We start from the raw sequence: 24,042 nt of genomic DNA on the forward strand, positions 1-24,042 counted from the left end.
GGGCGCCGCTGGTGTCGCCAGGGACAGGCGGCGGAGATCCGTGGGCTGAATCGACTGCGCCAGATCAGTGCTCCTGGGCCGTCGACTCCAGAACGAGGACCGGGATATCACGGTCCGTGTTCTTCTGATGCTCCGCGTAGTCGGATCTTGCCGCTCTTGGCACCCAGGGTGGTCAGGATGACGACGGGCAGGTCCCGTAGCCTCTCGTGGTCTTCTCGTGCGACCAGGACACCCAGCGTCGTTCCTTGCGTACCGCCGGAGCTTTCGTACAGCTCCACCTGGTCCCGAACAAACTGCGCCCTGCTCGGCTCGTACTCGCCTTTGAGCGGCATGCTGCCTCTCTCCACGCTGTCGAAAAGTCACCCGCCAGCGGTCCTGTGTCGCGGCCGGGGTGCGGGTCGTGTGGCTCAGACGTGGGCGTCGTCGTATGCCAGGGCGCCGCCCAGGTCGCGGGAGGCGTGAGCCTGGGCGAGGAGTTCGTTCGCCTTGGCCTCGGCGGCTTCGATGGCGTCCGCGCCGGCGACGAAGCGCTGCAGGGGCTTGTCCTGTCCGGCGATGGTGAGCAGCGCGCGGGCGAGTTTGGCAGGGTCGCCAGGCTGCCGGCCGTTCATGCTCTTCATCCCCGCGATCCTCGCGGCGGTGCGCGGGGCGTAGTCGTCGATCGAGAGCTCGGGCCAGGCGGTGGAGCCGTCGACGAGGAACTCGGTGCGGAAGTAGCCGGGCTCCACGATGGTTGTGTGGATGTTGTACGGCTCCACGTCGTAGCGCAGCGACTCCATCCAGCCCTCTTCCGCGAACTTGGAGGCGGCATAGGCGGAGGTGAATTCCATGCCGACCAGGCCGGCGGTCGAGGTGATGGTGATGACATGGCCGGCACGCTGCCGCCGCATGATCGGCAGGACGGCGCGGGTGACGCTCATCGGGCCGAAGAGATTGGTCTCGAACTGCTGGCGCATCTGCGCGGGCGAGATCTCCTCGAAGTAGCCGGTGAAGAGGCTCCCGGCGTTGTTGATCAGGACGTCGACGCGGCCGAAGCGGTCGACGGCGGCCTGCGCGGCGACCTCGGCGTCCTCCGGGCTGGTGACGTCCAGCTGGGTGACCAGGAGGTTGTCCTGCGGCCCGCCCAGCGTTTTCTCGACCTCCTCGGGGCGGCGGCCGGTGGCGACGACCCGGTGGCCGGCCGCGAGGGCCTCGCGGGCGATGTCCGTTCCCAGACCGCGTCCGGCACCGGTGACGAGAATGACCTTGCTCATGAGGGGATTCCTTTCAGGCGCCGTGATCCGGCACCTGGTGTGTGCGGGGGATGTTTGCGGCGCCGACAGCGCCACCGGGGGACCTGGAGACCGGCGGCGCGAGCGCCTCCCTGTCCGGGCCGTTCACACCGCCGGGGCGGTGCACCACCAACAAAACCCGCTGTCACGCGGGTGTGGGAGTCCCTGATGAGGGGGTCACTGACAGGGACCCCCAGCCGGGCGGAAGCGCTCGTAGAGTGAAGTGCATGGCAGGCAGAAACGACCCGCAAGGCGGCAACCGCGACATCCGTGATGATTTCCGTGCGGAGATCCGGGAATTCCTCGGCACGCGGCGTGCCAGGGTCACCCCGGAACAGGTCGGACTGCCCGTGTACGGGGGAGAGCGCCGACGGGTCACCGGCCTGCGCCGCGAGGAGGTCGCCCTGCTCGCGGGCATCTCCAGCGAGTACTACACGCGGATGGAGCGCGGCAACGCCACCGGTGTCTCAGAGAGCGTCATCGAAGGCATCGCGCAAGCACTGCAGCTCGACGAGGCCGAACGCATCCACCTGCTCGACCTTCTGCGCGGCGCCGGCACGACCCGTCCACCGCGCCGCCGCCCGGCCCAGCATCGTGTACGGCCTGCCGTGCAGCGCGTCCTCGACTCGATGGCCGGCACGCCCGCGTTCATTCTCAGCGGACGCGGGGACATCCTGGCCGCCAACGACCTCGGGCGCGCCCTGTTCTCCCCCGTCTACGCCGACTCGGCACGGCCGCCGAACAACGCCCGGTTCGTCTTCCTCAGCCCGCACGCGACCGAGTTCTTCCGCCACTGGGACGAAGTCGCCAACGACGCGGTCGCCATGCTGCGCGCGGAGGCCGGCCGTGATCTCTACGACCGGCGGCTGACGGACCTGATCGGGGAGCTGTCCACCCGCAGCGAGGAATTCCGTCGCCGCTGGGCGGCCCACAACGTCCGGATGCACACCACCGGCGTGAAGCTCCTCCACCACCCGGTCGTCGGCGACCTCGACCTGCCCTTCGAAACCTTCCCGCTCCCCGACGGCCCCAGCCAGTTCCTCCTCACCTACACCGCCGAGCCCCACTCACCCTCGCAGGACGCCCTGAACCTGCTGGCCAGCTGGGCCGCGACCAACCACGACATCGAGCGGTCCGCCCTGAACAACGACTCCGAGTCGGCCGACTCGGCCGAGACACCCGACTGAACGACGAGTCACGCGAGTCGATCCGCGGCAACGTTTGCGGCGTAGCGGCACCATCCGCCGTCAATGCATCAATGCATCAATGCATCAATGCATCAGGGCAAGGACAGCACAGCCGTCTGCACGGGATCCCTGGGGTGACGCTGCGCTCCCGCTCGCGGCACTGTCAGCAGGAATTACCGGATCCAACGGTGTGCCTTCCCTCCCGGGCACCAGCAGCCCGGCAAACCGCGCACCTCTCATCGGACAGGTCGCTCCGGGATCCTCGCGAGAACCTTGCCGGCGATGTCGAGGAGAACGCCGTCGTTCGGGAGTGCTCCGGACTTGCTCCACACAGTGATTTCGCAGTAGCCGCCCCGGTCTTTGCGGTCCATGGCCACGGACAGCGTTCTGGCCAGGGGGCCTTGTTCGACCGGTCCGCCGGATCCGCCACTCCCGAGATTGATCTCGATCTTCATGGTGTGAGCCGAGGAGAGGACCGCGGGCCGACCGAGAACCGCAAGCGTCTTGATGTCCTGCTCGTCCCCGAACTTCATCAGCTTCACGTACTGGTCGATCGACAGCTCGTTGTAAGTGGCCGAGACATTCACGCTGTACGTGTCGAACGCGACCTCGGCCTCCGGCTGGGCGACCTTCCCATCAGTCAGAGGAGCGGTGTTGCTGGTGCCGGAAGCAGTGGTCGTGGTCTCTCCCGGCGTTTCCAGGAGCTTGGCCAGGTCTGGCCGGTTGAGCGCCTTGCACAGCTCTTCACCGGTCACAGGCTGGGGCGTCTGTCTGTAGGCCCTCGGCAGCTCCTCGCGTGCCTCGCCCGAACACGAGGCGGGCTGCGAGGCAATGTCGTCCGACGGCATCACACTGGGGGCCACCCACAGGGCGGCCCCCAGTGCCCCGACCACGGCCACGGCCGCAACGGCCTGGCCCCATGCGTTGTGCTCCTTCTCCGGGGTGGCCGGGCCGGGCCGCGGCCCGGCTCCGCCCTGGGCCTGGGCCTGGGCGGCAGTATCGACCGCCGTCCCGTCTGCGGAGGCTGCCGGACGCGGGTTCCGGCGCGCGCGCAGGGCCCGGACCACCGCGTGGATGCGTACTGCGGTGAACACGAGAAACACCACGCCAAGACCCGCCGCGACCCGATCGTGATCGTGGACGGCGAGATACATGATGCGTACGCCGAGAACGGACCCGACCGCGATGAGCAGGGGCTCGCGGACCCAGAACGGCAGGAGGCGGAGAAGGAAACCGAGCATCCGGCGATCTCACCACGCCAAGATCACATTCGCCGTGGTGGAAGCCACAGTTCCGGGTACGTGCAGGGCCTGCCGAAGCAAGAGACAAGCCGATGATCCCCAGATCGCGATGGGGACGGCAACGGGTGCAGACGCTTGCAGCCAGATCCACGCCTTCGCCGTTGTCGGTGGCGGCTGGAAAGCTGGTCGGATGAACGGCGATGAGCAGCTGCTGCGCGGCCGGGTGTACGGCCACGACCACGACGACCCCGACCCCGGCCCGCGGCCGCACCATACGTACGCGGCGCTCATAGGCGGGCCGCTGGACGGACTGCTGCTGGACATCACGGGATGGCGACCGGAGGAGGTCGACGACGGCGCCGCCCTGTCCACCGAGCTGTCGCGGTGGCCCGGCGGCCGTGCGCTGTACGACCCGCACCCTGGCGAACCCCGTATCCCCGGCCCGGGTGTGATGTGCCGCTTCCACTACTCCGGCGACACGCCCTGAGCCTCGCCCTGAACACGACCCCGAGCACCCCGATTACAGGTCAGACCCCGGCTGGTCAGCGCGATGCCGACGAACGCGAACTGCGGCTCGCCCTGGACGAGATGCTGGACCTGATCGTGCGTGAGACCCGCCACCGGCACCGGGACGGGGCCACGGCCGAACAGAGCACGGGGGTGGAGCAGCCCTCTTCCTGACCGGCCGCCACCCTGTTGCGCCAGAGCGTTGTGCCGGGATCGCGGAACGCTGCCTCTGTGAACTCCGCGAAGTCCATATTGCTGATCGACAGATTTGCGTGCACGCCGTGGACGCCGACCGGAACGCTCCGGAATTCGCGAGGTGGCGGAAAGTCGATGAACTCCTGGTAGTACATCGGGTCGAGGTTCGCTGAAGAGGCTCGCCGGGCAACGGAGTTCGTGCATCCGTCGCCGGGCGAGCCTCGGTCTCAGTCGTGGGTTCTGCCGGCTGCCGTCGAGGATGCGGACAGCGGTCAGGGCAGGGGAGTCACTGGCACTTGCGGCCGGTGTTGATGCACTGGACCATCTCGGTCATCAGCTGCTCGTCGAAGACGTTGACGAAGTCACCGTGATCCGTGATGGGCTTGTGCATCTGCTCCGGGAAGCCGTCCACCGCGTAGAACGGGCTGGACTGGCCGTTGTCGTCGAGGCTGGGCGCGTCCACGTCGTAGACCAGCCGCTGCACGAGCTGAGGAATGGCTTTGAAGCCACTGGGACAGGCGCCCGACTTCGGATCGGCGAACGCGACGTGGGCGCGGTGGTTGGCGCTGTCGATGTTCTGGCCGTCCCAGCAGCTCTGGAACTTGGACGTCCTCACCAGGCTGCTGCCCTCGGGGCACACCGGGTACTTGTCCGTGAGCTGGCGGTCCTCGAAACCGGTGCAGCTCCAGGCCGCGTTGGCGTTCGTGGTGCCGTTGGTGAACGCCTTGGCGTCGCCGGTGATGATCCGCAGGAACTTGGGCATGGCCACGACCTTGTTGCTCGCGTTGCCCACGTAGTCCAGAGTCACCTCTGATGCGGTGAGGATCTTGCCGGTATTGCCCTCGGCGCCGCCGCCCTGTTGCTTGGCGTCGAATTCCTCGGTGCCGTCCTGCAGTCGGAGGACCGGCCAGTAGTAGGAGGACTTGTCACCCGGGTTCTGGCATGTCGTCTCGCCGCCGGCGAAGTCGTCGTTGTCGGCGAACGCGTCGTTCGCCTGGTTGCCGACGTAGTCGTGCGTGTGGTGAGCACCGTTGTCCACACCGGGTGCGACGATGACGTTGTCGCTGTTGTACAGCTTGTTCTCGTTCACGCCGCACTGGGTCGTGAAGGTCCCCCGGGAAGCCTGCTTCGAACGGCGGGGTGTTGCCACGTTGGGCTGGACAGCGGTGATGTCGACGAAGTCCGCTGCGACAGGCCCGTTGCCTGTCTGTCCGCCGTCGGCGGGCTGCCCCTGCCCGTTGCCCTGCTCTTCCCCCTGACCGTTCCCCTGGCCCTGCTCCTGGCCGTTCTGACCGTCGGCAGCGCGCAGCGAACAGGCGGCCAGTGACTCAAGGCCCTGCGGCTTGTTCCCCACTCGGCCGATGGAAAGGGCGATCCGGTCGATCGTCGCGACTCGCTTGTCCTTGAGGGGACCCATGATGGCGTTGTTCGCGAAGCCGCTGTCCTGCTGCATGGCCCGGGTCGAACTCTGCAGCCTCTGGTACGCCTCGGAGATCTGGTTGTCCAGTGAAGCGAGTTCCCTGTCGACCTCCGCCCGGGCCTGTTCCGGCACCTGCTGCAGCCGGTCACCGACATCAGGGCAGTCAATGGTCGAGGCCTCCGACGCCGCAGCTTGGCCGGTCCCACCTTGAGACGATCGTTTGAGGGTGTCGGCGTCCGACGTCTCATGGGCGGAGGCGTACACGTTCACGACCACCAGTCCGCCTGCTCCCAGAGTGAGAGCCGCAGCGGCAGCCATGAGTTTGCCACCAGTGGTCTTCGAGCGTTTGCGCGCGTTGCGCCGCATGGTTTCCTCCGAACTCTTCTGGGCGAAACGCCACTTCGGGAAGGGCGAGGTCGGGCCAGAAGTAAGTGATGTGTTGCCAGTTGGCCCCGTTGAGGGACCCATTGATGACGAAGGTCAGTCGGCCGTCGTGCGAAGCATCCTGACGAGCCGACGCGTGATGGACGCTGTCCGTGTTCGCAGCGCTGTCAGGGGGAGCACCAGCGTCCCGGCGATCGTGACTTCCGGAGCTGGCCCGCATGGGAACGAACTGTCGGGCTTGCTTGGTCCGTTCACTCGCGGCTCCTGCGGCTGTCGATGCTTTCCGTCCAGCTGTCGTTCAGGAGCCAGAGTTGTTCATGGGGCTGCTGAGACGAAGGAGTTGGGCCGTCGTGTCAGGTTCTCGTAAGAACTGGCCGCACCGAACGATGAGTTCGGGGAGCTCTGGTCGAGGGCATCCGCGATGCGGGAAGCACCTCATGACGGCGTGCGACTGCGGCAGAGTGTGACGCTACTGGGACGCTCGCACCAGGAAACCGGCGCGACGGCACGGTCAGGTCACCGACCGTGCTCCCCAGCTGGCGGCAGGCGTGAGGACGTCGACGAGTCGACCCGAGGATAAGACGGGCTGGGCATCTCGCAGCGCGGCGCGGAAGAACGGGCTGCCCCAACAGCCTCTAGAGAGCCGTGGCGCCTGCAAGCCGGTAGGCAGCCGGAATCCAGGAGGAGACGGCCCAACGCGCCTGCCAGGTCAGGCGAGCCGGGTGATCTTCCGTAGGAGGGACCGCGGTTGGAGGCCGCGTTGCACCGACAGCAGGTAGGCGGCGGGATTCCCGGCTTTGAGGTCTTTGACCTGCTGTCCGTGTGTGTGGCGGGCGTTCAGGACGGCGAGCGCGGCACCGACCGCTGCACCCGCCGCGGGCTGGCCGAGGAAGCCACCGGCGGCCGCAGGGGCGAGCGCGCTCACCACGGAAGGCAGTTCGAACTTCACGTTGGCCAGGCCGTACACCGTGCCGATGCCCTGCGCTTTCATCGCGTCGCGCAGTTTCCTCAAGGGTTCATCGAAGCGCTGCTCGACCGCCATCCGCACATAGCTCTCGCGCGCTACCGCCAATGTCACCCCGGTCAGCTCCTGCCGCAGTTCGTCCACGGTCTGCGACACGGTGGCGTTGAACGCGGCGAACTCGTCGCGGTGGTTCTCCCGCAGCTTGACGATCTTCTCGACCGGTACGTTGTCCAGTCCGGCCGGTACGGCCAGGCGGACGGCCAGCAGGCCGACCGCGTCGGCGAAGCCGTCCGGCTGGGCAGTCCCTGTCATACCCGCGCTGCCGAGGAGGGTCTCGGCAACCCGGTCGGCATCCCAGCCGTCCGACGCCAGGTGCGCGTCGGGCTGGTCCGTCGTGGGGGTGTACCGGCCCTGGCGGGAGAGTACTTCGACGAACGCACACTTGTAGACCCAGGCGAGCCCGGCATCCATCGCCATCCAGCGGCCGTTCGCGAGGGAGCGTCGCTCCCGAAGTCCAGGACTGCGCCGAACATCGGCTGCCAACCCTGATTCCAGGAATGCCTCTCGCAGTTGAGGGGTGAACTCCTCCCAGTAGACCGCTGCGATGCCAGGACGTGCCGTTCCCGTGCTGTGGGTGTGCCTCGACCCATGCCCGAACGAGGGCGGAGCCACTGGGTCGAAGGGATGCCTCGCACGGCGGTCCCAGTCGTCCCACGCCGGCTGCACACCGAATCCCGCTGCGCGTAAGGCCTCCCCGTGACGGGTGAGGACTTCGAGGAACATGGGTGCCACCTGCCGAGCGGGTTCCGCCGGATCCACCTGCCTGATGAAGTCGAGGTCCTCACGCAGGACACGGGCGGTCCGCGAGTCGGACAGCCGGTAGCCGTCCGGCACGACTCGCGCCAGCTCTCGCCAGTAGAGCGCGGCCGTCTTCAGCCATCGCTCGTCGCGGAAGTGGATGAACGGGTAGTACAGACCGACGTGTGGAAGCATGACGACTCCTGATCGACGACCACCCTCTCGGCAGTCTCGCCAGGAAACCGTAGTGGACCCAGAACCAGGCCCCCGGGCCAGGTGGCCGAGGCGATTCCACCGGCTGTCGGTTCGGCGTGCAAGGGTTGTGGATCGCCGCAAAGAGCCCATGATTCAAACGGCGCCGGAGGGGCTCGCGGGATCACAGACTCACCTCCCGCTTGCCCTCAAAAGTCGACGCCGAGCTGTGCCGCCCGGCAGGCCGGACTGACCGTCACCGCCCGCACCCTGCGTGCCTGGCAGACCGGCACCTGCACGCTCTCCAGGAAGAACCTGGACCGCATCGAGCAGGCATACCGGACCGTGCTCTGTCTCACCGAGGACCGAGGTCCCCATGGGTCACACGGATCTTGGACTGGCCATGCGGGAGTTCCTCCCAGTCGTCCATGAAGCGCGCCCGCAGACCGTGTCGTTCGGCCAGGGCCGTGAGCGTCTCGGTGCGGTAATAGAAGTCCTCCCGCAGGACATGGTGTTCCTCCCCCTCGGTGCGGTCGAAGGTGAAGTCGAACCAGCCGCCCGGCACGAGCACCCGGCCGACGTGGGCCAGGCATTCGTCGATGACGGAGAGCGGCGAGTGCGAGAAGACGCTGTGCGCGTGCACCACGTCGAAGTGGGCGTCGGGCAGGAACCGCAGCGTCAGGTCGCGGACCGGGGTCAGTGTGGGGAGCTGCTGTTGCAGGCCCATCTCCACGACGGTGTCCTGGGCGGCGACGAGGATGTCGGGCGAGATGTCGATGCCGTGGTAGTGCCCGGGCTCCAGGTGCCGGATGAACCGCCAGCCGCCCCGCAGGTTGCCGCAGCCGATCTCCAGCATGCGGTGTTCGCGGCGCAGGCCGTGGCCGAGCAGGTAGTCGAACTGCATCGCCCCCAGCGCGAGCCATCGCTCACGGCTGCGGCTGCCGACCGCCGCGTCCGGGTCGGCCCGGGTGTCGGAGCGCATCACGGCACGGTAGTAGGAGACGTGGTCGGCGTGACGGTGGCGCAGCCACAGGTCCCGGGCGGCGCGGGTCAGATGGCGGGGCACCCGGTCCGGGTGGCGCAGGGCGTAACCGATGCGGTGGCCGAGGGCGGCGCGGTTGGCGGTGAGGTTCTTCGAGGACATGCGCTCGCTGCCTTTCCGAGGGGTACAAGGTGTGGTTTCAGCCTCGGTGCGGGAGCGGTGCGGTCGGCTCGGTCAACAGGCTGCGGTCCTGCGGAGGATCGGGGGACGGCCGCGTCAGCCGATCGGCTGACGCGGTGCCGCGCCCGACGCGTTAGACACGGAGGATGAGGATGAGACACAGTGATCCGGACGAGCGCTGGCTGGGCGCGGTCGTGCACGCCGCGTTCTTCCTGCTGCTCGGCTCCTCGTTCGTCCGCTTCCTGACCCGCGACGCCGGCGGAGCGCGCACCGGGTGGGTGGTGGCGCTGTTCGCGGTCTTCTGTCTGCTGTACGTCCTCGGTCGCTTCCTGGCTCCGGCGCCGCCCTCCGGCTCGCCGCCGACCAGGCGTCATCTGGTCTGGTTGGGCTCGGTGTCCGCGGTCTGGGTCGTGCTCCTGGCCCTCGCGCCGAGCGCCACGTGGTGCGCGATGCCGCTGCTGTTCGCGGGTCTGCACGCGCTGCCCCCGCGGATCGCGGTGCCGGTGGCGGCCGTGCTCACCGTGCTGGTCGTGGCCTCCCAAGTACGCGTCGCCGAGGGCGCATTGAACCCCAACATGGTCATCGCCCCGCCCGCTGTCGCCGCGGTCGCCACCGCCGTGATGGTGCATCTGCAGCGGCAGGGAGCCCGGCAACGCGTCCTGATCGAGGACCTGGTCCATACGCGTCACAACCTTGCTGTCACCGAACGGCGGGCGGGTGTCCTGGCGGAGCGCCAGCGGCTGGCCGCGGAGATCCACGACACGGTCGCGCAGGGCCTGTCGAGTCAGAGGATGCTGCTCCAGGCCGCCGGGCGCGTCTGGCTGACCGACCCGGACGCGGCCCGCGAGCACGTTCACAGAGCGGCGGAGATCACCTCCCGCAGCCTCGCGGAGGCCCGTCGGTTCGTGCACGACCTGGCGCCGGCCGACCTCGCCGACGACACCCTGCCGGGCGCGCTCGCCGTACTCGCCGAACGGGAGAGCGGTCCTGGGCTGACCGTGGAGTTCCGGCTCGACGGCGAGCCGGGCAGGCTGCCGGAACGGGTCGAGGCGGCGCTGCTGCGGATCGCACAGGGGGCGCTGGCCAACGTGCGCGAACACGCGGCGGCGACCCGGGCCGCGCTGACCCTGACCTGCCTGGACGACCAGATCTCGCTGGACGTCGCCGACAACGGGCGCGGATTCGAGGCGGACTCCTCGCGCGCTTCGTCCGGCCCCCCGGACAGCGCGCGCGGGCACGGGCTGCCCGCCATGGGTATCCGGGCCGCACAGGTGGGCGGCACACTCACTGTGGAGTCCACCCCGGGCGAGGGCACCGTCGTGTCGGCGGCGATCCCCCTGGCACCCCTGGCGTCCGTGCCACTGCTCCCCTCGACCACCCCCAAGGAGCCCGTCCTGTGACGCCCGTCCGACTGTTGTTGTGCGACGATCACGCCGTGGTACGTGCGGGGCTGCGCGCCCTCCTGTCCAGCGCCGACGGCATCGAAGTGGTCGGTGAGGCGGCCACCGGCGAGGAGGCACTCGCGATGGCTGCCCGGCTGAGTCCGGACGTTGTGCTGATGGACCTCCAGCTCGACGGCGGAATGGACGGTGTGACAGCCACCCGTCGCCTGACCTCCGAGTGTGGTGGGACGGGCCCCCGGGTCCTGGTGCTCACGATGTTCGACACCGACGCCGACATCACCCGGGCCATCGAGGCGGGTGCCACCGGCTATCTGCTCAAGGCCGAACACCCTGATGAACTGTTCACGGCGATCCGCCACGCGGCGTCCGGTCGCACGGCTCTGTCGGCCCCGGTGGCCGACCGGTTGATGACCCGGCTGCGCAGCCCGAGTCCCACCCTGTCCCCGCGCGAGCACGAGATCCTCGGACAACTCGCCCGTGGCTTGGGCAACCGCGAGATCGCCCGAGCCCTGTTCATCAGCGAGGCGACGGTCAAGACCCATCTCGGGCGGATCTACGGCAAGTTGGGGGTGGAGACGCGGGCGGGGGCCGTGGCGGTCGCCAAGGAGAGGCGGCTGCTGGAGTGAGCAATTTCAGCGCCCTCGCCGCCTACGACGACGTCGCACCTGTGGCAGTCGCCGCGATGCGCCCCATCGGGCTGCGGGCACCCAAGAGCTCGCCGTCATTGGGGCTCTCCTTCGTGGATACCCCCGGCTTCAGCCGGGGGGAAACGAAGCTCCTGCGGAGCAGGAGCAGGAAAAGCCGGTTCGCCGCCAGGGCGGACCGGCGTCCACCCCCAACTACCGGCCTTCACAAACTGATCCAGTAATATGTGAACCGTGAAGACCACTCGCGTGAAGCGGGCGTTCAAGTACCGCTTCTATCCGACGGATACGCAGGCAGCGGAGCTGTCGCGCACGTTCGGGTGCGTGCGGAAGGTCTACAACCTGGCCCTTGCGGCGCGTACGGAGGCGTGGACGCGGCAGGAGCGGGTGAACTACAACCAGACGTCGGCGATGCTGACGGCCTGGAAGAAGACCGAGGAACTCGTGTACCTCAACGACGTCTCCTCCGTCCCGCTCCAGCAGGCTCTCCGGCACCTCCAGGTGGCGTTCACCAACTTCTTCGGCAAGCGGGCCAAGTACCCTCGCTTCAAGTCGCGGAAGAAGTCGCGCAAGTCGGCGGAGTACACCACCAGCGCGTTCCGGTTCCGGGACGGCAAGCTGACGCTGGCGAAGATGGCGGAGCCGCTCGACATCGTGTGGTCGCGCCCGCTCCCGGAGGGTGCGGCGCCGTCCACGGTGACCGTGTCCAAGGACGCGGCCGGACGCTGGTACGTGTCCATGCTGTGCGAAGACCCGTCCGTCAAGCCGCTCCCTGCCACCGACGCGGCCATCGGTATCGACGTCGGACTCGACCACTTGCTGACTCTCTCGAACGGGGAGAAGGTCTCCAACCCCCGGCACGAGCGCCGTGACCGCGCGCGCCTGGCCAAGGCCCAGCGGCAGCTTGCCCGTAAGGCCAAGGGCGACGGCGCGAACCGGGCCAAGGCCCGCCGGAAGGCCGCCAAGGTCTACGCCCGCATCACCGACCGCAGGCGTGACCACCTGCACAAGCTGACCACTCGACTCGTCCGTGAAAACCAAACGATCGTGATCGAGGACCTCACCGTTCGGAACATGGTGAAGAACGGCAGCCTGGCCCGGGCTATCAGCGATGCGGCCTGGTCGGATTTCCGGAGCATGCTGGAATACAAGGCCCAGTGGTACGGCCGCGAAGTGATCGCGATCGACCGCTGGTTCCCCTCCTCCAAGCTGTGCTCCACCTGCGGCACGTTGCAGGACAAGATGCCGCTCAACGTCCGCACCTGGACGTGCGACTGCGGGACGACCCACGACAGGGACGTGAACGCGGCGAAGAACATCCTGGCCGTCGGGCTGACGGCGTCTGTCTGTGGAGCTGGTGTAAGACCTCAACGGAGAACTCCGGGCGGGCAGTCTGCGATGAAGCAGAAACCCCTACGGCGCGAGCCGTAGGAATCCCCCTCCTTCAGGACTCCGTTGGGAAAGTCGTGATTCGAGCGGGGCTGTGTCGTTCGTCTTGCTGATGGTTATGGTCGTTGGCGGGATGGGGGAGCGGGATGTCGCTGGAGTCGCGGTCGGATGATGGGGTGCCTGAGCTGACGGCCCGGGTGGTGCGGGCCTCGTTCCCCAAGGGGACCTTGGCCATCCGGATCCGGGAAGTCCTCGGTGAGCTGTTCACGGACGAGGATTTCTCCGGGGCCTTTCCTGATCGGGGCCGGCCCGCGATCTCGCCAGGGGCTCTGGCGCTGGTGTCGGTGCTGCAGTATGCCGAGGGACTGTCCGACCGTCAGGCCGCTGACCAGGTGCGAGCGCGCATGGACTGGAAGTTCTTGTTGGGGCTGGAGCTGGATGATCCGGGGTTCGACTTCACCGTCCTGGGAGACTTCCGCTCCCGTTTGATCGCGCACGGGCTGGAAGAGCGGGTCCTGGAGGTGGTGCTGGCCAGGCTGTCGGACGCCGCACTGCTGCGGGCCGGCGGTCGGCAGCGGACCGATTCCACGCACGTGCTGGCCGCGGTGCGCACGCTGAACCGCATGGAGTTCGTCGGCGAGACACTGCGGGCGGCGCTGGAGGCGCTGGCCGCGGCCGCCCCGGACTGGCTGACGCCGTTGATCAGCCCCGGCTGGGTGGAGCGCTACGGGGCCAGGGTCGACAACTACCGCTTCCCCAAGGGGGAGGACGTCCGCCGGGAATGGGCCGAGCAGGTCGGCCGGGACGGGTTCGCTCTCCTGGACGCCATCGATCGGCCGGCCGCTCCGGCCTGGCTGCGCGAGGTCCCCGCGGTGCGCATCCTGCGCCGGGCCTGGGCGGAGCAGTATCACCGGGATGGACAGGGGGTGCGCTGGCGGGAGGGCAAGGACCTCCCGCCGGCCAGAGACCGGCTGTCCTCGCCGTATGACACGGACGCCCACTACGGCATCAAGCGCGGGTCGGGCTGGTGCGGTTACAAGGTCCACCTGAGTGAGACCTGCGAGCCGGACGCACCGCATCTGATCACGAACGTGGAGACCACGAATGCCACCGTCAACGACACCGAGGTCACCGCGACAATCCACCAGCGTCTGGCCGAGCGGGAATTGACACCGCGCGAGCATGTGGTGGACGCCGGATATGTCACCGCCGCCCACATCCTGGCCGCCCGCGAGGACCACGGCATCGACCTGGTCGGCCCCGTCGGGATCGACACCCACCACAGCGGACAGGACGCGCAGGCGCCGGACCTGACCCAGGCCGCCTTCACGACGGACTGGGAGGCCAGGAAGGTCATCTGCCCCCAGGGTGCGTCCAGTGTCAGCTGGTCCCAGCAGCGCAAGGCCAGTGGGACCCCGCTCGTCCGGGTGCACTTCGCGCTCGCCGACTGCGACGCATGCCCGCTGAGACCGCGGTGCACCAAGGCAGCCAATGGCAAGTGGGGCCGCAGCCTGACCCTGCTGCCCCGCGAGCAACAGCAGATCCTCGAAGAACGACGCACCGAGCAGCACACCGACGCGTGGAAGGAACGCTACGACGTGCGCGCCGGGGTGGAGGGCACCATCTCCCAGGCCGTCCGCCGCACCCACCTACGACGCACTCCCTACCGAGGCCAGAGCAAAACCCACCTCGCGAACGTCCTCTCCGTCACCGCCCTCAACATCACCCGCGCCGACGCCTGGCTGAACGACACCCCGCTCGGCACCACTCGCGCCTCCCACCTCGCACGCCTCACCCTCACGGCATGACCCGCTCCCGAGAGCCGCTTTGTGGATTTCCCAACGGAGTCCTTCAGGAGGGGGAGGAAGTCAACGGATTCGACGACACCCCGCACGGAGCACTGTTCCGGCCCGCCCCGACCACCGTGCCCATCGACGCGGAGGCCATCGGCCACATCGCCGCACTCAGGGCCCTGAACCTGCCGGTTGCCGACGCCACCTCAGCTTGCAGGAACCTTCGTAGCAGCAGGTCAGCGGGCCGCCGTGGCCCGGCTGAATGGCGGCGTCTTCACGGAGCTGGATGTGCTGCGCTCCGGTCATCCGGTGGACCGGGGAGGACGCCGGACGAACAGCCGAACTCCCGACTGGATGGACGGCACGTCAACTGTCAGTGAGTGCACCTAGTCTTTGGCACCTCGTCACAGCGGGGTGGGTCGTTTCGGGCCGCCGGTCGCGCTGTGCCGGTTTCCGAACGGTGAAAGAGGCAGAGAAGACCAATGGGCTGGCTTGCGGTGGACGACACCTATGAGATCGCTCTGGTGGAGGGGCAGGTGGTGGCCCGGTCCGCGTCGGAGGCATCCCCGGCAGGGCGGTTGAGAGCGCTGCCGGGGGAGTTACGGGACCGTCCCGAAGTGGTCGAGTTGCAGCGGTTCGCCGAGTGGCTGGAGCGGCACGCGGTGGAGTGTGCGGCGCAGGTCGACACCTGGATGGTGTCCTCGCTGCCGGTGCCGGCCGGCCTGTTGGCGCGGGTGTGGCCCGATGAGGCGTGGCGGTCGGCACTGCGTGATGTGGTCGTGGTCGGCGAGGGCCCCGGTGAGGTCGGTTTTCTGCGGGACGCGGACGATTCGGGTGAGCTTCGGGTGGTGGACCTGGACGGTGAGACCGTCCGCCTTTGCGCCCGCACGGTGACCATGCCCCACCCGGTTCTGCTTCCGGAGCTGGAGGAACTGCGGGTGTTCGCGGCGGAGTTGGGTGTGGTCCAGGGTGTCGAGCAGATCCACCGTGCCACCTGGCGCAGGCCGGGTGACATCGACGCTGACGCCGAGAGGGTCAGTGAGTTCTCCGGTGCCGAGTACGGCTCGTGGTTCCATCTCTCCGCCCGTGCCGCCTCGCTCGGCTACAAGGTCGCCGACGGCTGTGTCACCGGCCGGATCCGGGACGGCGGGCGGATCTTCACCGCGTCGGTCGGCATCGGCAATCCGTACTACGACGAAGGGGGCCGGACCGGCGATCTGAGCTGGTGCCATGGGCGGGACCGGTTGCGGCTGTCCGAGGTCGGCCCGGTGGCCTGGTCGGAGGGTATGCGCATGGCCGCGGCCCTGCACGCCGGCCGCACCGTGGCCGCGGACCACACCGCGTGAGCGACACGGCGGCACGGACGGCGGCACACCCCCCGGCCCCGGCCGTGGCCGGGGCACCGCACACACCAGAGACCGACGGGCGCGCACGGACGAGCATCGCCCCGGGTACCGGCCGCACGGCCGCGAAAGGCACGGAATCATGAACGACACGGTGGCCAACGGCGCGGTGGCCCGGGGCGATGCGACGGCGGTGGCCGAGGCTGAGGAACTGCTGCGAGCCGGTGCGGTACTGCCGCCGGGGACGACCGGGGGCGGTGATCGGGCGGTGCCCGTGTTCACGCAGGCCTACCGGCATCCGGGCCTGGACGGCCGGATCGTCGTACGGCTGGTCGCCGCCGAGCAGGGAGGCGGGTTAGGCACCGGTTTCCTCGGGCTGGAACCCCAGGGTGGGCCGGTGGAGGTCGGTCTGGGGCAGCCGCGGGCGCTGGGCTTCCCGGAGTGGGTGCTGGTTCATCATCCCTCGGACGGCCACCTGGCCATGTCCCTGGTCGAGGAGATGAACAAGGTGGCGCGGACGGCGAAATCCCGGCCGAAGAAGGCGCGGGCCGCCTACGAGTCGATCGGCGAGCGGCTGGCGGGTTCCGTGCCGCATTTCCTGCCGGCCTTCTACGAGCAGGCGGGCCGGGTGTTCCTGGCCGCCGACGAGAGGGCCTACGCGTCCCAGATGTTCGTCAACGCGCGCAAGGCCGAGACGGCGCACGCGCTGCCGTTCGACGAGGCACGCATGGACGCCGTGTTCCTCGAGTTCGCCCTGGCCCAGGCCGTGCCGACGAAGGTACTTTCCAGCTATGCCAAGGGACTGTCCTCCCGGGTACCGGCCGCCACGGCGTTCCGGCACGTACGCGACCTCTTTATACGCCTGGCCGCCAACGGGCTGGCTCCGTCGAGTCCGGGCGCGGGTGATCTGCGCAGACTGGCGAAGGCGGCCGCGGGCAGGAACGCGCTCGCGCAGGAGATCGCCTATCTGCGCGAGATGCTGTCCCAGCCCGGTACCGTCAAGGCACCGCCCACCTGGTGGAAGACCCACCGGCCGGCCCTGCTGGAACTCACCCGGCAGGAACCCGCCTTCCTCGCCACCCTGCTGGCACTGATGCCCTCGGGATGGGAACGGGAAGAACTGCCCCAGTGGCTCGACCTGTTGGAGAAGTCCGGTGCCACCGCCGGCCTCTGCGACACCACCCTGCCCGCCGAAGTGCGTCCCGCCGACGGCACGGCAGGCTGGACCCGCAGATTCCTGAAACTGTGCGAGATCGACTACCGCCACCTCGCTCCGGCGGAACTGTATCCGCTCGTCGACCGCATGGCCGGCACTCTGCGCACCGAACTCACCACATCCGAGGGCACGTTGCCGCCCCCGTGCGGTGATGTGAACCTCCTCGACCAGCTGCTGGCCTTCGGCATTCCGCTGGCGGATCCGTGGGAGGGCGCTGCACTGGATCTGAGGGCGTGGGCGGGCTGCGATCAACGGCGCGATCTCGTCGCCCTCGAAGCCGACGCCCGCTTCCATGCGGCGTTCCGCAATGGCTGCCCCCAGGAGGAAGGACGGGATGGCATGCGGACCGTCCGCGCCCTGGCCGAGTGCCCTGGTGCGCGGCCGATGCTCGCCGCGTGGGTGGGCGAGGTCAGCCGGTGGTACGTCGCCGCGGAGCTTCCCGCGAACGCCGGTCACGCCGGTGCTCTCAGGACGCTGGGCTGGCTGCCGGGCGAGGTACTGGCGGTCGCCGAGAAAGCGGTACGAGAAGCGCTGAGCACCGGCATCGCCCCGGCACTGGCCCGCTCTCTGCGGACGGGGATCCTCGACGAACTCGGCTGGCCCGCCTGGGAAGAGGCGGTCGCGGCGGCGCCCGAAAAGCTGGATTCGATGCAGAATTTCGAGGTCTCGGATGCCTGGCCGCACCTCATCGTGCGGCTCGGCCTGAAGATCCGCGTGATCGGCGCGGAGGGCACCCTGCTCACGCACGAGCTGAACCTCCCCGAGAAGCTGACGCGCTACCCCAGCTATGCCAACTGTCACTATGTGGACGGCGAGTTGTTCGTCTGGTGGAGTTCGTACGACTCGCAGGACAAGGAGGGTTACTGGCACCAGAACCCTTCCCAGGTGATGCCGGTCGAGTACGCCGGCTACTCCCGTGCCTCCCGTGTGGGAGACGACCTGGGCCGCGTCTCCCTCCCGCTCCCCAAGGGCGGCCGGGCCACCGGTGGCGGCGTACTGCGCCGAGGAGACACCGTCGTGCCACCGGCTCGGCAGGTGATCAGCGACGGGACGTCGTACTGGGTGTGGGACCGCGTGGGGCCCGAGCGGCGGGACCACACCTGGTTCGAGTACGACCCGGTCAGCAACGCACAGGGCGAACCCGGGCTGCCGGACTGGTTCAGGGAGGGTGTGCGCGCCGCGCCGGAGGGAAGCACCCTGGAGGCGGGCTGGCTGCTGCCCGACCCCTCCGCCGTACCCGGTCCGATGTGTTCCCCGGTGGACGGGCTGCTCGGCTGGCGGGTGGTGACGCTGCCCGACGGCTCGCGGCGGGGCGAGGACCTGGCCGGGCGCTCGGTCGTCGTACCGCCCGGGACCGGCCAGAGCCCGCGGTGGGCACTGGAGTTCCCCGGCACCGACCGGCCGCTGGCGGTGATCAGGCAGTACAGCGAGATCCGTCTGCTCAACGCGGACGGCGTGGAGATGGCCGGGATCCCCCGGGACCAGACCGCCGGACCCTTCACCGCGGGCACTCGCCTGCTGCCGCCCCTGCGCTTCTGGCACTTGCTCCAGCCCCGCGACCCGCTGGGCTCCGCGACGCTCCGCCAGGTCGACGAGAACACCGCGACGGCCCTGCTGACGGCCGCCGTGGCCGAGTCCGTGAACACCAAGGACGCCGAGAGCGTCGAGAACACGACCGGCCAGGACGAGGAGCGCGCGGGAGCGGACGGCCGGGACCGGCTGGCCGGAGTGGTCCGTACCCTGCTGCCGCAGGTCTCCCATGAGGCACTGCGCACGGGCATCGCCGGGGTGCTGCGGTTCGCCGCCGACCAGCAGCGCATCCTGGACGTGGCGCGCACCCGGCTCGACGCGGCGGTCACGGGCAGTGTCCGGGAGGAGCGCCGGGCCGAGCCCGACGACGGCACGCTCACCGCGGCACTGCAGGGCCTCGGCGTCAACGGCGACCGGTGGTGGTCGTACCGCAGGTCGTACCACTACTACGGCGGTGACGACATCTTCCGGCTGCTGCGGCTGTTCGGGGAGGCCCTGCGGGGCATCACCGAACCGGTCCCGGCAGGTCGTCTGCACCTCGCTCTGCCCGAACAGGGTTGTCTGCGCGTCATGGGCTGGGAGGACCTGCCTACACTGTCCGCGCTGGTGGCTCTCCGGGCCGGTACGGCGGGCACCGGGGACCACCACCGGGAGGCGCTGGACGCGCTCCTCGCCGAACTCGACGCCCGGGAACTCGCGGTGCTGGACCCGGACCACTGGCGCCGGGTCGAACTGCGCCTGGACCAAAGCATCTTCGAGGGGCCCGGCGCAGGGAATTACACGTCCACGGGGAACGTGTTCCCGCTGCACGGCGGCGCGTTCGTCGTCTTCCCCTTCGGCACGGATCAGCACGTCGACGGGGGCCGGGTGTATGGGGCGCTCTTCCACGATCCGTCCGGGCGGTTCGAGGCGCCCGCTCCGTACACCCTGGTGTCCGCCAAGCCGTTCGTCACAGGGCGGACATGGGCGCCCGGCTGGTTCACGGCCTTCCGGTCCGAGCTCGCCGCGCGCGGTCCGGCGCCCTGGTTCCCGGCCGCTGCCGAGGAGTTCGCCCGGCTCACCGGTATCACTCCGACCATGGCCCGGCTGGTGGTGGCCGGAGTACCGATGACCGACGACGGGAAAAGGCCCGTGCCCGCCGAGACGCTGAAGGCCATCGGAGTGAAGGCGGCCGATGTGGGGGTGGCGCGAGCGGCTCTGGGCTGCGACTCCGTGCAGTTCGCGAACTCCGGCGTCTGGCAGGCCGTCCTTTCGGCGCTGCTGCCCGCCGAGCCGTCCGGGCTGTGGACGGACGGCCCGGACGTGGCCGCGGCGGCGGAGGTCTTCAACCGGCGGGTGGGCCGGCTGACGCCCCTGCCCGAGGACGTGCTCCACGACGCGTTCCGCTCGCTGCAGCACACCGCGTGGTGGAAACCGTCCGACGCGCTGCGTGGGTTCCTGGACGTGGCGGCGGAACCGCGGTTGACCCGTGATCTGAACTGGTCGATCGCCAATGGCTATTACCTCCGCTCCGACGGGGACGGGCCCGGCTTCGGCACCGACGTCCTGAACGGTTCGGTGGCCCTGGCTGCCTGGCTTGCCCACCGCCTTCCGGCCGGCGATCCGATTCGCGCCGTCCTGCCCACGGTGCTGACCGCGATACGTGAACGGCTGGCCAACCCGCACCTGTTGGTCAGCCTCGGGATACGGGTCGGTCTGGAGTCCTTCCGCCGGGCTGCCGGGGCTCCCACGGAGACCGGCGGCGACTTCGTGCGCTACGGCGCGGTGGTGGTGTCCACCAGGGACGACGATCCCATGCCCGTGGTCGCCCCGGTGCTGCTGGACCCGGCCGGGAGCGACCCCCACCTGGCGGCGCTGTTCGCCGGCAAGCGGCCGAGCCCGGGGGAGACCTCCCTCCGCCTCGTCCACGACCAGCGGTTCGCGGAGTTGCTCGCCGATCCCGGCGACCCGGTGGCCGGCGAGCGCGACGCGGACGGTCTGTGGTGGCCGCAGGACCCGGCCCGGTCGGTGCCCGACCTCGTCGGTGAAGTGGCCGAGCGCTGCGGCATCGGCGAGGACGCCGCCGTCATCTATCTGATGCTGCTGGCCCTGCCGGATCCCACCGATCGCAACACCGCGAGCTGGACGGGCTGGACGAAGCAGCGCGGTGGAACGGCCCGGCTGCGGGCCGCCCGTGCCGAACTCGCCGCCACCGATCTCGTGGTCGAGGGCAGTCGCAGCCGAGCCGGACGCTCACTGTTCCTGCCCGGCGGCTGGGCCCACCTCCCGCAGCCGCACATTCCGACGGAGCGGTGGAAGGTGCCGCTGTACGACCTGTTCGACGGCGAGGAAGCCGCCCTGGGCGTCATCGTGCCGACCGGCCCCGTGGCCGCTCTCTACCGCGAGGCCTGGCGACGCGTCCTGGACGGCGACGAACCCCGCCTGAACGAACTGGAAGTACCGCGACCGAGCAGGGGCCGCCGCTGATCCCAGAGATGGAGGCGGAGGCGGTCACCGTGCAGCGTACGACCGCCTCCGCCGGCCGGGACCGGCTGCCAACTCGTCGCGGCCGACAGGCCCATGGCCGCCCCTCACACCCTCCGGTCTCGGCTGAGGTGTTCGCCTCCGTGGTGCAGTCGCTGACCACCCGACTCCGCGGCATCCTGGGTGCGGTCGTCGAAGCCCGGGCTTCCGAAACCGTCACTGCCCCGGACGGGACTTTCGAAGTCCGCTGCGTCGAGGATGCCCTGGGGACCCTGGCACTGGACTCGTCCGGCACGGTCACGGACACCCACCGAACAGGAACGGGACCCCGGGCACCGGGGATTCCTGTCGCAGGCCAAGCGGTGGACGGTCGCGGACGATCAGGAGGGACTGCCCGTCGAAGGACTGTGCAGTGCAGGACCAACTGCGTTCCTCCGCGATCCGCTGCGCGTCGTTGTCCGGCCGTGGACCGCAGGGCATGGCGATCCGGCTGGCGTCCGGCGCCGCTCGGCTGGCTTTCAGCATGCCGCGTCCTACGACGCCGCGGCCTCCTCTGAGCTGGAAGCAGGTGTTCCCCAACGCTGCTGCCATTGTGCGGAACCTGAGCCTGGACAGCGTCATCGTCACCCTCACGGGCGAAACCAGGGACGAGCAGGAATGGTTCCGCCGGGGAACAGCACGATGCGACCGCGCCGGTCTCCGTCGACCCGTTGGTGGTCAGGCCAGAACCCCGCGTGGCAGCGATGGTCTGGCCACTGGCGGCCGAGTCGGGTAACTCCCGGGTGCACTCCCTGCCGCCTCATGCGTGGCACCAGAGGTGGCAAGACCGATCAGGATTGAAGAAGCGCCGGTCACCGAGCCGCCGCTAGCGTGAATCTCATGACCTCCATCGATTGCCTCACCCTCGAGGTGGCCGACCCCACGGCCGCCGAGCGTTTCTACACGGATGCCTTCGGCCTGGGCAAACAGGTACGTCTGCGGGCCTCGGAGGAGCCAACGTCCGGCTTCCGCGGGTTCACGGTGTCCCTCGTGGTTTCCCAGCCGTCGATCGTCGACGGATTCTTCGGCGCAGCCCTGGCCGCCGGCGCCACCGAGCTGAAGCCCGCCAAGAAGTCGTTGTGGGGCTACGGCGGCGTCGTACAGGCCCCGGACGGGACGATCTGGCAGCTCGCAAGTTCGTCGAAGAAGGACACCGGCCCGGACAGCCGACACATCGATGAGATCGTTGTCCTGCTTGGCGTCTCGGACATGGCCGCGACCAAGCGGTTCTACGTCGACCGCGGCCTCAAGGTCGCGAAGAGCTTCGGCAGCAAGTACGTCGAGTTCGACGGTTCGTCGAGTCCCATCAAGCTGTCGTTGTACGGACGCCGCGGTCTCGCCAAGGTCGCCGGAGTCCCGCCGGAGGGCAGCGGGTCACACCGTCTGACCATCGGCGGCGGCACCGAGACCTTCACCGACCCGGACGGGTTCTTGTGGGCGCCCGCGGCGGCATGAGGCTCCGTCCGGTGGAACCGCGGGGGCGGGGCACGACGTGTGTTCGCTCTGCCTTGACGCGTCGGTTCGTGAACGACCGTCGCGGAACCGGACGTCAGTCCTCCTGAACCGCTCCAGCGAGAGCCGCTCGTGCCCGCGCGGCGCGAACGGCCGTGTGCTGAGCTCCTCGCGCACGTCCAACGGGCGGTGCAGCCGAACACCGGCTGCACCGGATCCCGTGTCGTACGGTCCGACGTCGCGGTCGCCCACCGTCCGCAACGGATCTCACCGAACCCGGCGATGCCGCCGGTACGGCCGGGAGATCCGAACCAATATCGGGAATCAGGCGGCGACGAGCTCCTGCTCGCGGTCCGGCGTTTTGACCTTGGGCTTCTTGTTCGGCAGTGAGAGCCGGAAGACCTTGTGCCACGCGGAGAACACCTGCTTGGGCAGCGGGCCGGTGACGTACTCCAGCTCGTACTTCTCGAACAGCGCGCGCACCTTCACCGCGACCTCGGCGTACCGGTTGCTCGGCAGGTCCGGGAACAGGTGGTGCTCGATCTGGTGCGACAGGTTGCCGGTCATGAAGTGCATGGCCTTGCTGCCGCTGATGTTCGCCGAGCCCATCATCTGGCGCAGGTACCACTGGCCGCGCGTCTCGCCCTTGATCGACCGGCGCTCGAAGACCTGTACGCCCTCGGGGAAGTGCCCGCACATGATCACCGAGTGGGTCCAGACGTTGCGGACCAGGTTCGCGGTGAACGTGGCGGCGAGTGTGGGGAGGAACGACGGGCCCGACAGCAGCGGGTGGATCACGTAGTCCTTGAGCACCTGCTTGCGGATCTTGCGGCCCACGGCCTTGGCCCGCGCGCGGAACTCCGGGTTCTTGCGGCGGCGCTTCTGCAGGTTCTTGCCGAGCTCCAGGTCGTACGCCGCGATGCCGTACTCGAAGAAGCAGGCGTTGAGGAAGTTCCACAGCGGCTGACCGAGGTGGAACGGGTGCCACCTCTGGTCCTCGTCGACGCGCATGATGCCGTAACCGAGGTCGTTGTCCTTGCCGATCACGTTGGTGTACGTGTGGTGCAGCTCGTTGTGCGAGTGCTTCCACTGCTCGGACGGCGAGACGTGATCCCACTCCCAGGTGGTGGAGTGGATCTTCGGGTCCCGCATCCAGTCCCACTGGCCGTGAAGGATGTTGTGGCCGATCTCCATGTTGTCCATGATCTTCGCCACGGACAGCCCGGCGGTGCCGATCAGCCACGCTGGCGGGAAGATCGAGAACAGCAGCACGCCCCTGCTGACCAGCTCGAGCTTGCGCTGCGCCGAGATGACCTTACGGATGTAGGCGGCGTCTTTCTCGCCGCGGTCGGCGATCACCTCGTCGCGGATCGCGTCCAGCTCGCGGCCAAGCTCCTCGATCTGCTCCGCGGTCAGGTGGGCGGTGGGGTCGATGGCGGTCAAGGTGCT

17 protein-coding genes and 1 pseudogene are annotated in these 24,042 nt (G+C 69.0%); 9 read left to right on the forward strand and 9 right to left on the reverse strand.

Going from position 1 to position 24,042, the window contains the following annotated elements; genetic code table 11:
- Positions 1-140 precede the first annotated feature (140 nt).
- Positions 141-332: pseudogene (locus tag OG718_RS50955) on the reverse strand (nitroreductase family deazaflavin-dependent oxidoreductase); the annotation flags it as partial.
- Between the two features lie 75 nt (positions 333-407).
- Complete coding sequence (locus OG718_RS50960; protein ID WP_328847482.1) at positions 408-1,253, reverse strand: SDR family oxidoreductase; 846 nt, start codon at positions 1,251-1,253, stop codon at positions 408-410.
- 245 nt (positions 1,254-1,498) lie between these two features.
- On the opposite strand from OG718_RS50960, the gene OG718_RS50965 reads away from it, so the two are divergent.
- Entirely contained in the window at positions 1,499-2,458 is a 960-nt protein-coding gene (locus OG718_RS50965) for a helix-turn-helix domain-containing protein (protein WP_143643190.1), read from the forward strand.
- A 236-nt stretch (positions 2,459-2,694) separates the two neighbouring features.
- Here the strand turns inward: OG718_RS50965 and OG718_RS50970 are convergent, their stop codons facing one another.
- On the reverse strand, positions 2,695-3,699 hold the full coding sequence (locus OG718_RS50970; RefSeq protein ID WP_328847483.1) for a DUF6215 domain-containing protein: 1,005 nt from the start codon (positions 3,697-3,699) through the stop codon (positions 2,695-2,697).
- Between the two features lie 190 nt (positions 3,700-3,889).
- On the opposite strand from OG718_RS50970, the gene OG718_RS50975 reads away from it, so the two are divergent.
- Entirely contained in the window at positions 3,890-4,186 is a 297-nt protein-coding gene (locus tag OG718_RS50975; RefSeq protein WP_143643192.1) for a hypothetical protein, read from the forward strand.
- A gap of 55 nt (positions 4,187-4,241) precedes the next feature.
- Here the strand turns inward: OG718_RS50975 and OG718_RS54535 are convergent, their stop codons facing one another.
- The 4 genes from OG718_RS54535 to OG718_RS50990 form a co-directional block, all read right to left on the reverse strand.
- Positions 4,242-4,556, reverse strand: a complete 315-nt coding sequence (locus tag OG718_RS54535; protein ID WP_443055304.1) for a DUF6924 domain-containing protein — start codon at positions 4,554-4,556, stop codon at positions 4,242-4,244.
- A gap of 131 nt (positions 4,557-4,687) precedes the next feature.
- Complete coding sequence (locus tag OG718_RS50980) at positions 4,688-6,187, reverse strand: DUF1996 domain-containing protein (protein ID WP_328847484.1); 1,500 nt, start codon at positions 6,185-6,187, stop codon at positions 4,688-4,690.
- A gap of 727 nt (positions 6,188-6,914) precedes the next feature.
- On the reverse strand, positions 6,915-8,162 hold the full coding sequence (locus OG718_RS50985; RefSeq protein ID WP_328847485.1) for a DUF6236 family protein: 1,248 nt from the start codon (positions 8,160-8,162) through the stop codon (positions 6,915-6,917).
- A gap of 352 nt (positions 8,163-8,514) precedes the next feature.
- Positions 8,515-9,303, reverse strand: a complete 789-nt coding sequence (locus OG718_RS50990) for a class I SAM-dependent methyltransferase (protein ID WP_143643196.1) — start codon at positions 9,301-9,303, stop codon at positions 8,515-8,517.
- A 170-nt stretch (positions 9,304-9,473) separates the two neighbouring features.
- Here OG718_RS50990 and OG718_RS50995 point away from each other — a divergent pair, with 170 nt between their 5' ends.
- From OG718_RS50995 to OG718_RS51020, 6 genes are all read left to right on the forward strand, one after another.
- Positions 9,474-10,721: a sensor histidine kinase gene (locus OG718_RS50995; RefSeq protein ID WP_328847486.1), complete on the forward strand. Its 1,248-nt coding sequence runs from the start codon at positions 9,474-9,476 to the stop codon at positions 10,719-10,721.
- Positions 10,718-11,350, forward strand: coding sequence for a response regulator transcription factor (locus OG718_RS51000; RefSeq protein ID WP_328847487.1), 633 nt, complete (start codon positions 10,718-10,720; stop codon positions 11,348-11,350). The genes OG718_RS50995 and OG718_RS51000 overlap by 4 nt, the downstream gene beginning before the upstream one ends.
- A gap of 252 nt (positions 11,351-11,602) precedes the next feature.
- The gene (locus OG718_RS51005) at positions 11,603-12,799 is read left to right on the forward strand and encodes an RNA-guided endonuclease InsQ/TnpB family protein (protein WP_328847489.1); all 1,197 of its coding nucleotides are present in this window, start codon (positions 11,603-11,605) and stop codon (positions 12,797-12,799) included.
- A 104-nt stretch (positions 12,800-12,903) separates the two neighbouring features.
- Entirely contained in the window at positions 12,904-14,565 is a 1,662-nt protein-coding gene (locus tag OG718_RS51010; RefSeq protein ID WP_443055186.1) for an IS1182 family transposase, read from the forward strand.
- Positions 14,566-15,032: 467 nt separating this feature from the next.
- Positions 15,033-15,896 (forward strand): DUF4132 domain-containing protein, encoded by an 864-nt coding sequence (locus tag OG718_RS51015; RefSeq protein WP_328847490.1) that lies wholly within the window; start codon positions 15,033-15,035, stop codon positions 15,894-15,896.
- Between the two features lie 139 nt (positions 15,897-16,035).
- On the forward strand, positions 16,036-21,105 hold the full coding sequence (locus OG718_RS51020) for a DNA-binding protein (protein ID WP_328847491.1): 5,070 nt from the start codon (positions 16,036-16,038) through the stop codon (positions 21,103-21,105).
- A 294-nt stretch (positions 21,106-21,399) separates the two neighbouring features.
- Here the strand turns inward: OG718_RS51020 and OG718_RS51025 are convergent, their stop codons facing one another.
- Positions 21,400-21,627, reverse strand: coding sequence for a hypothetical protein (locus OG718_RS51025; RefSeq protein WP_328847492.1), 228 nt, complete (start codon positions 21,625-21,627; stop codon positions 21,400-21,402).
- Positions 21,628-21,981: 354 nt separating this feature from the next.
- Between OG718_RS51025 and OG718_RS51030 the strand changes: the two genes are divergently transcribed.
- Positions 21,982-22,596 (forward strand): glyoxalase, encoded by a 615-nt coding sequence (locus tag OG718_RS51030; protein ID WP_328847493.1) that lies wholly within the window; start codon positions 21,982-21,984, stop codon positions 22,594-22,596.
- A gap of 321 nt (positions 22,597-22,917) precedes the next feature.
- Here OG718_RS51030 and OG718_RS51035 read toward each other — a convergent pair whose 3' ends face one another.
- Entirely contained in the window at positions 22,918-24,036 is a 1,119-nt protein-coding gene (locus OG718_RS51035; RefSeq protein WP_143643784.1) for a fatty acid desaturase family protein, read from the reverse strand.
- Positions 24,037-24,042: the final 6 nt, after the last annotated feature.

Origin of the sequence: Streptomyces sp. NBC_00258 (assembly GCF_036182465.1) — a bacterium.
Lineage (GTDB): Bacteria > Actinomycetota > Actinomycetes > Streptomycetales > Streptomycetaceae > Streptomyces.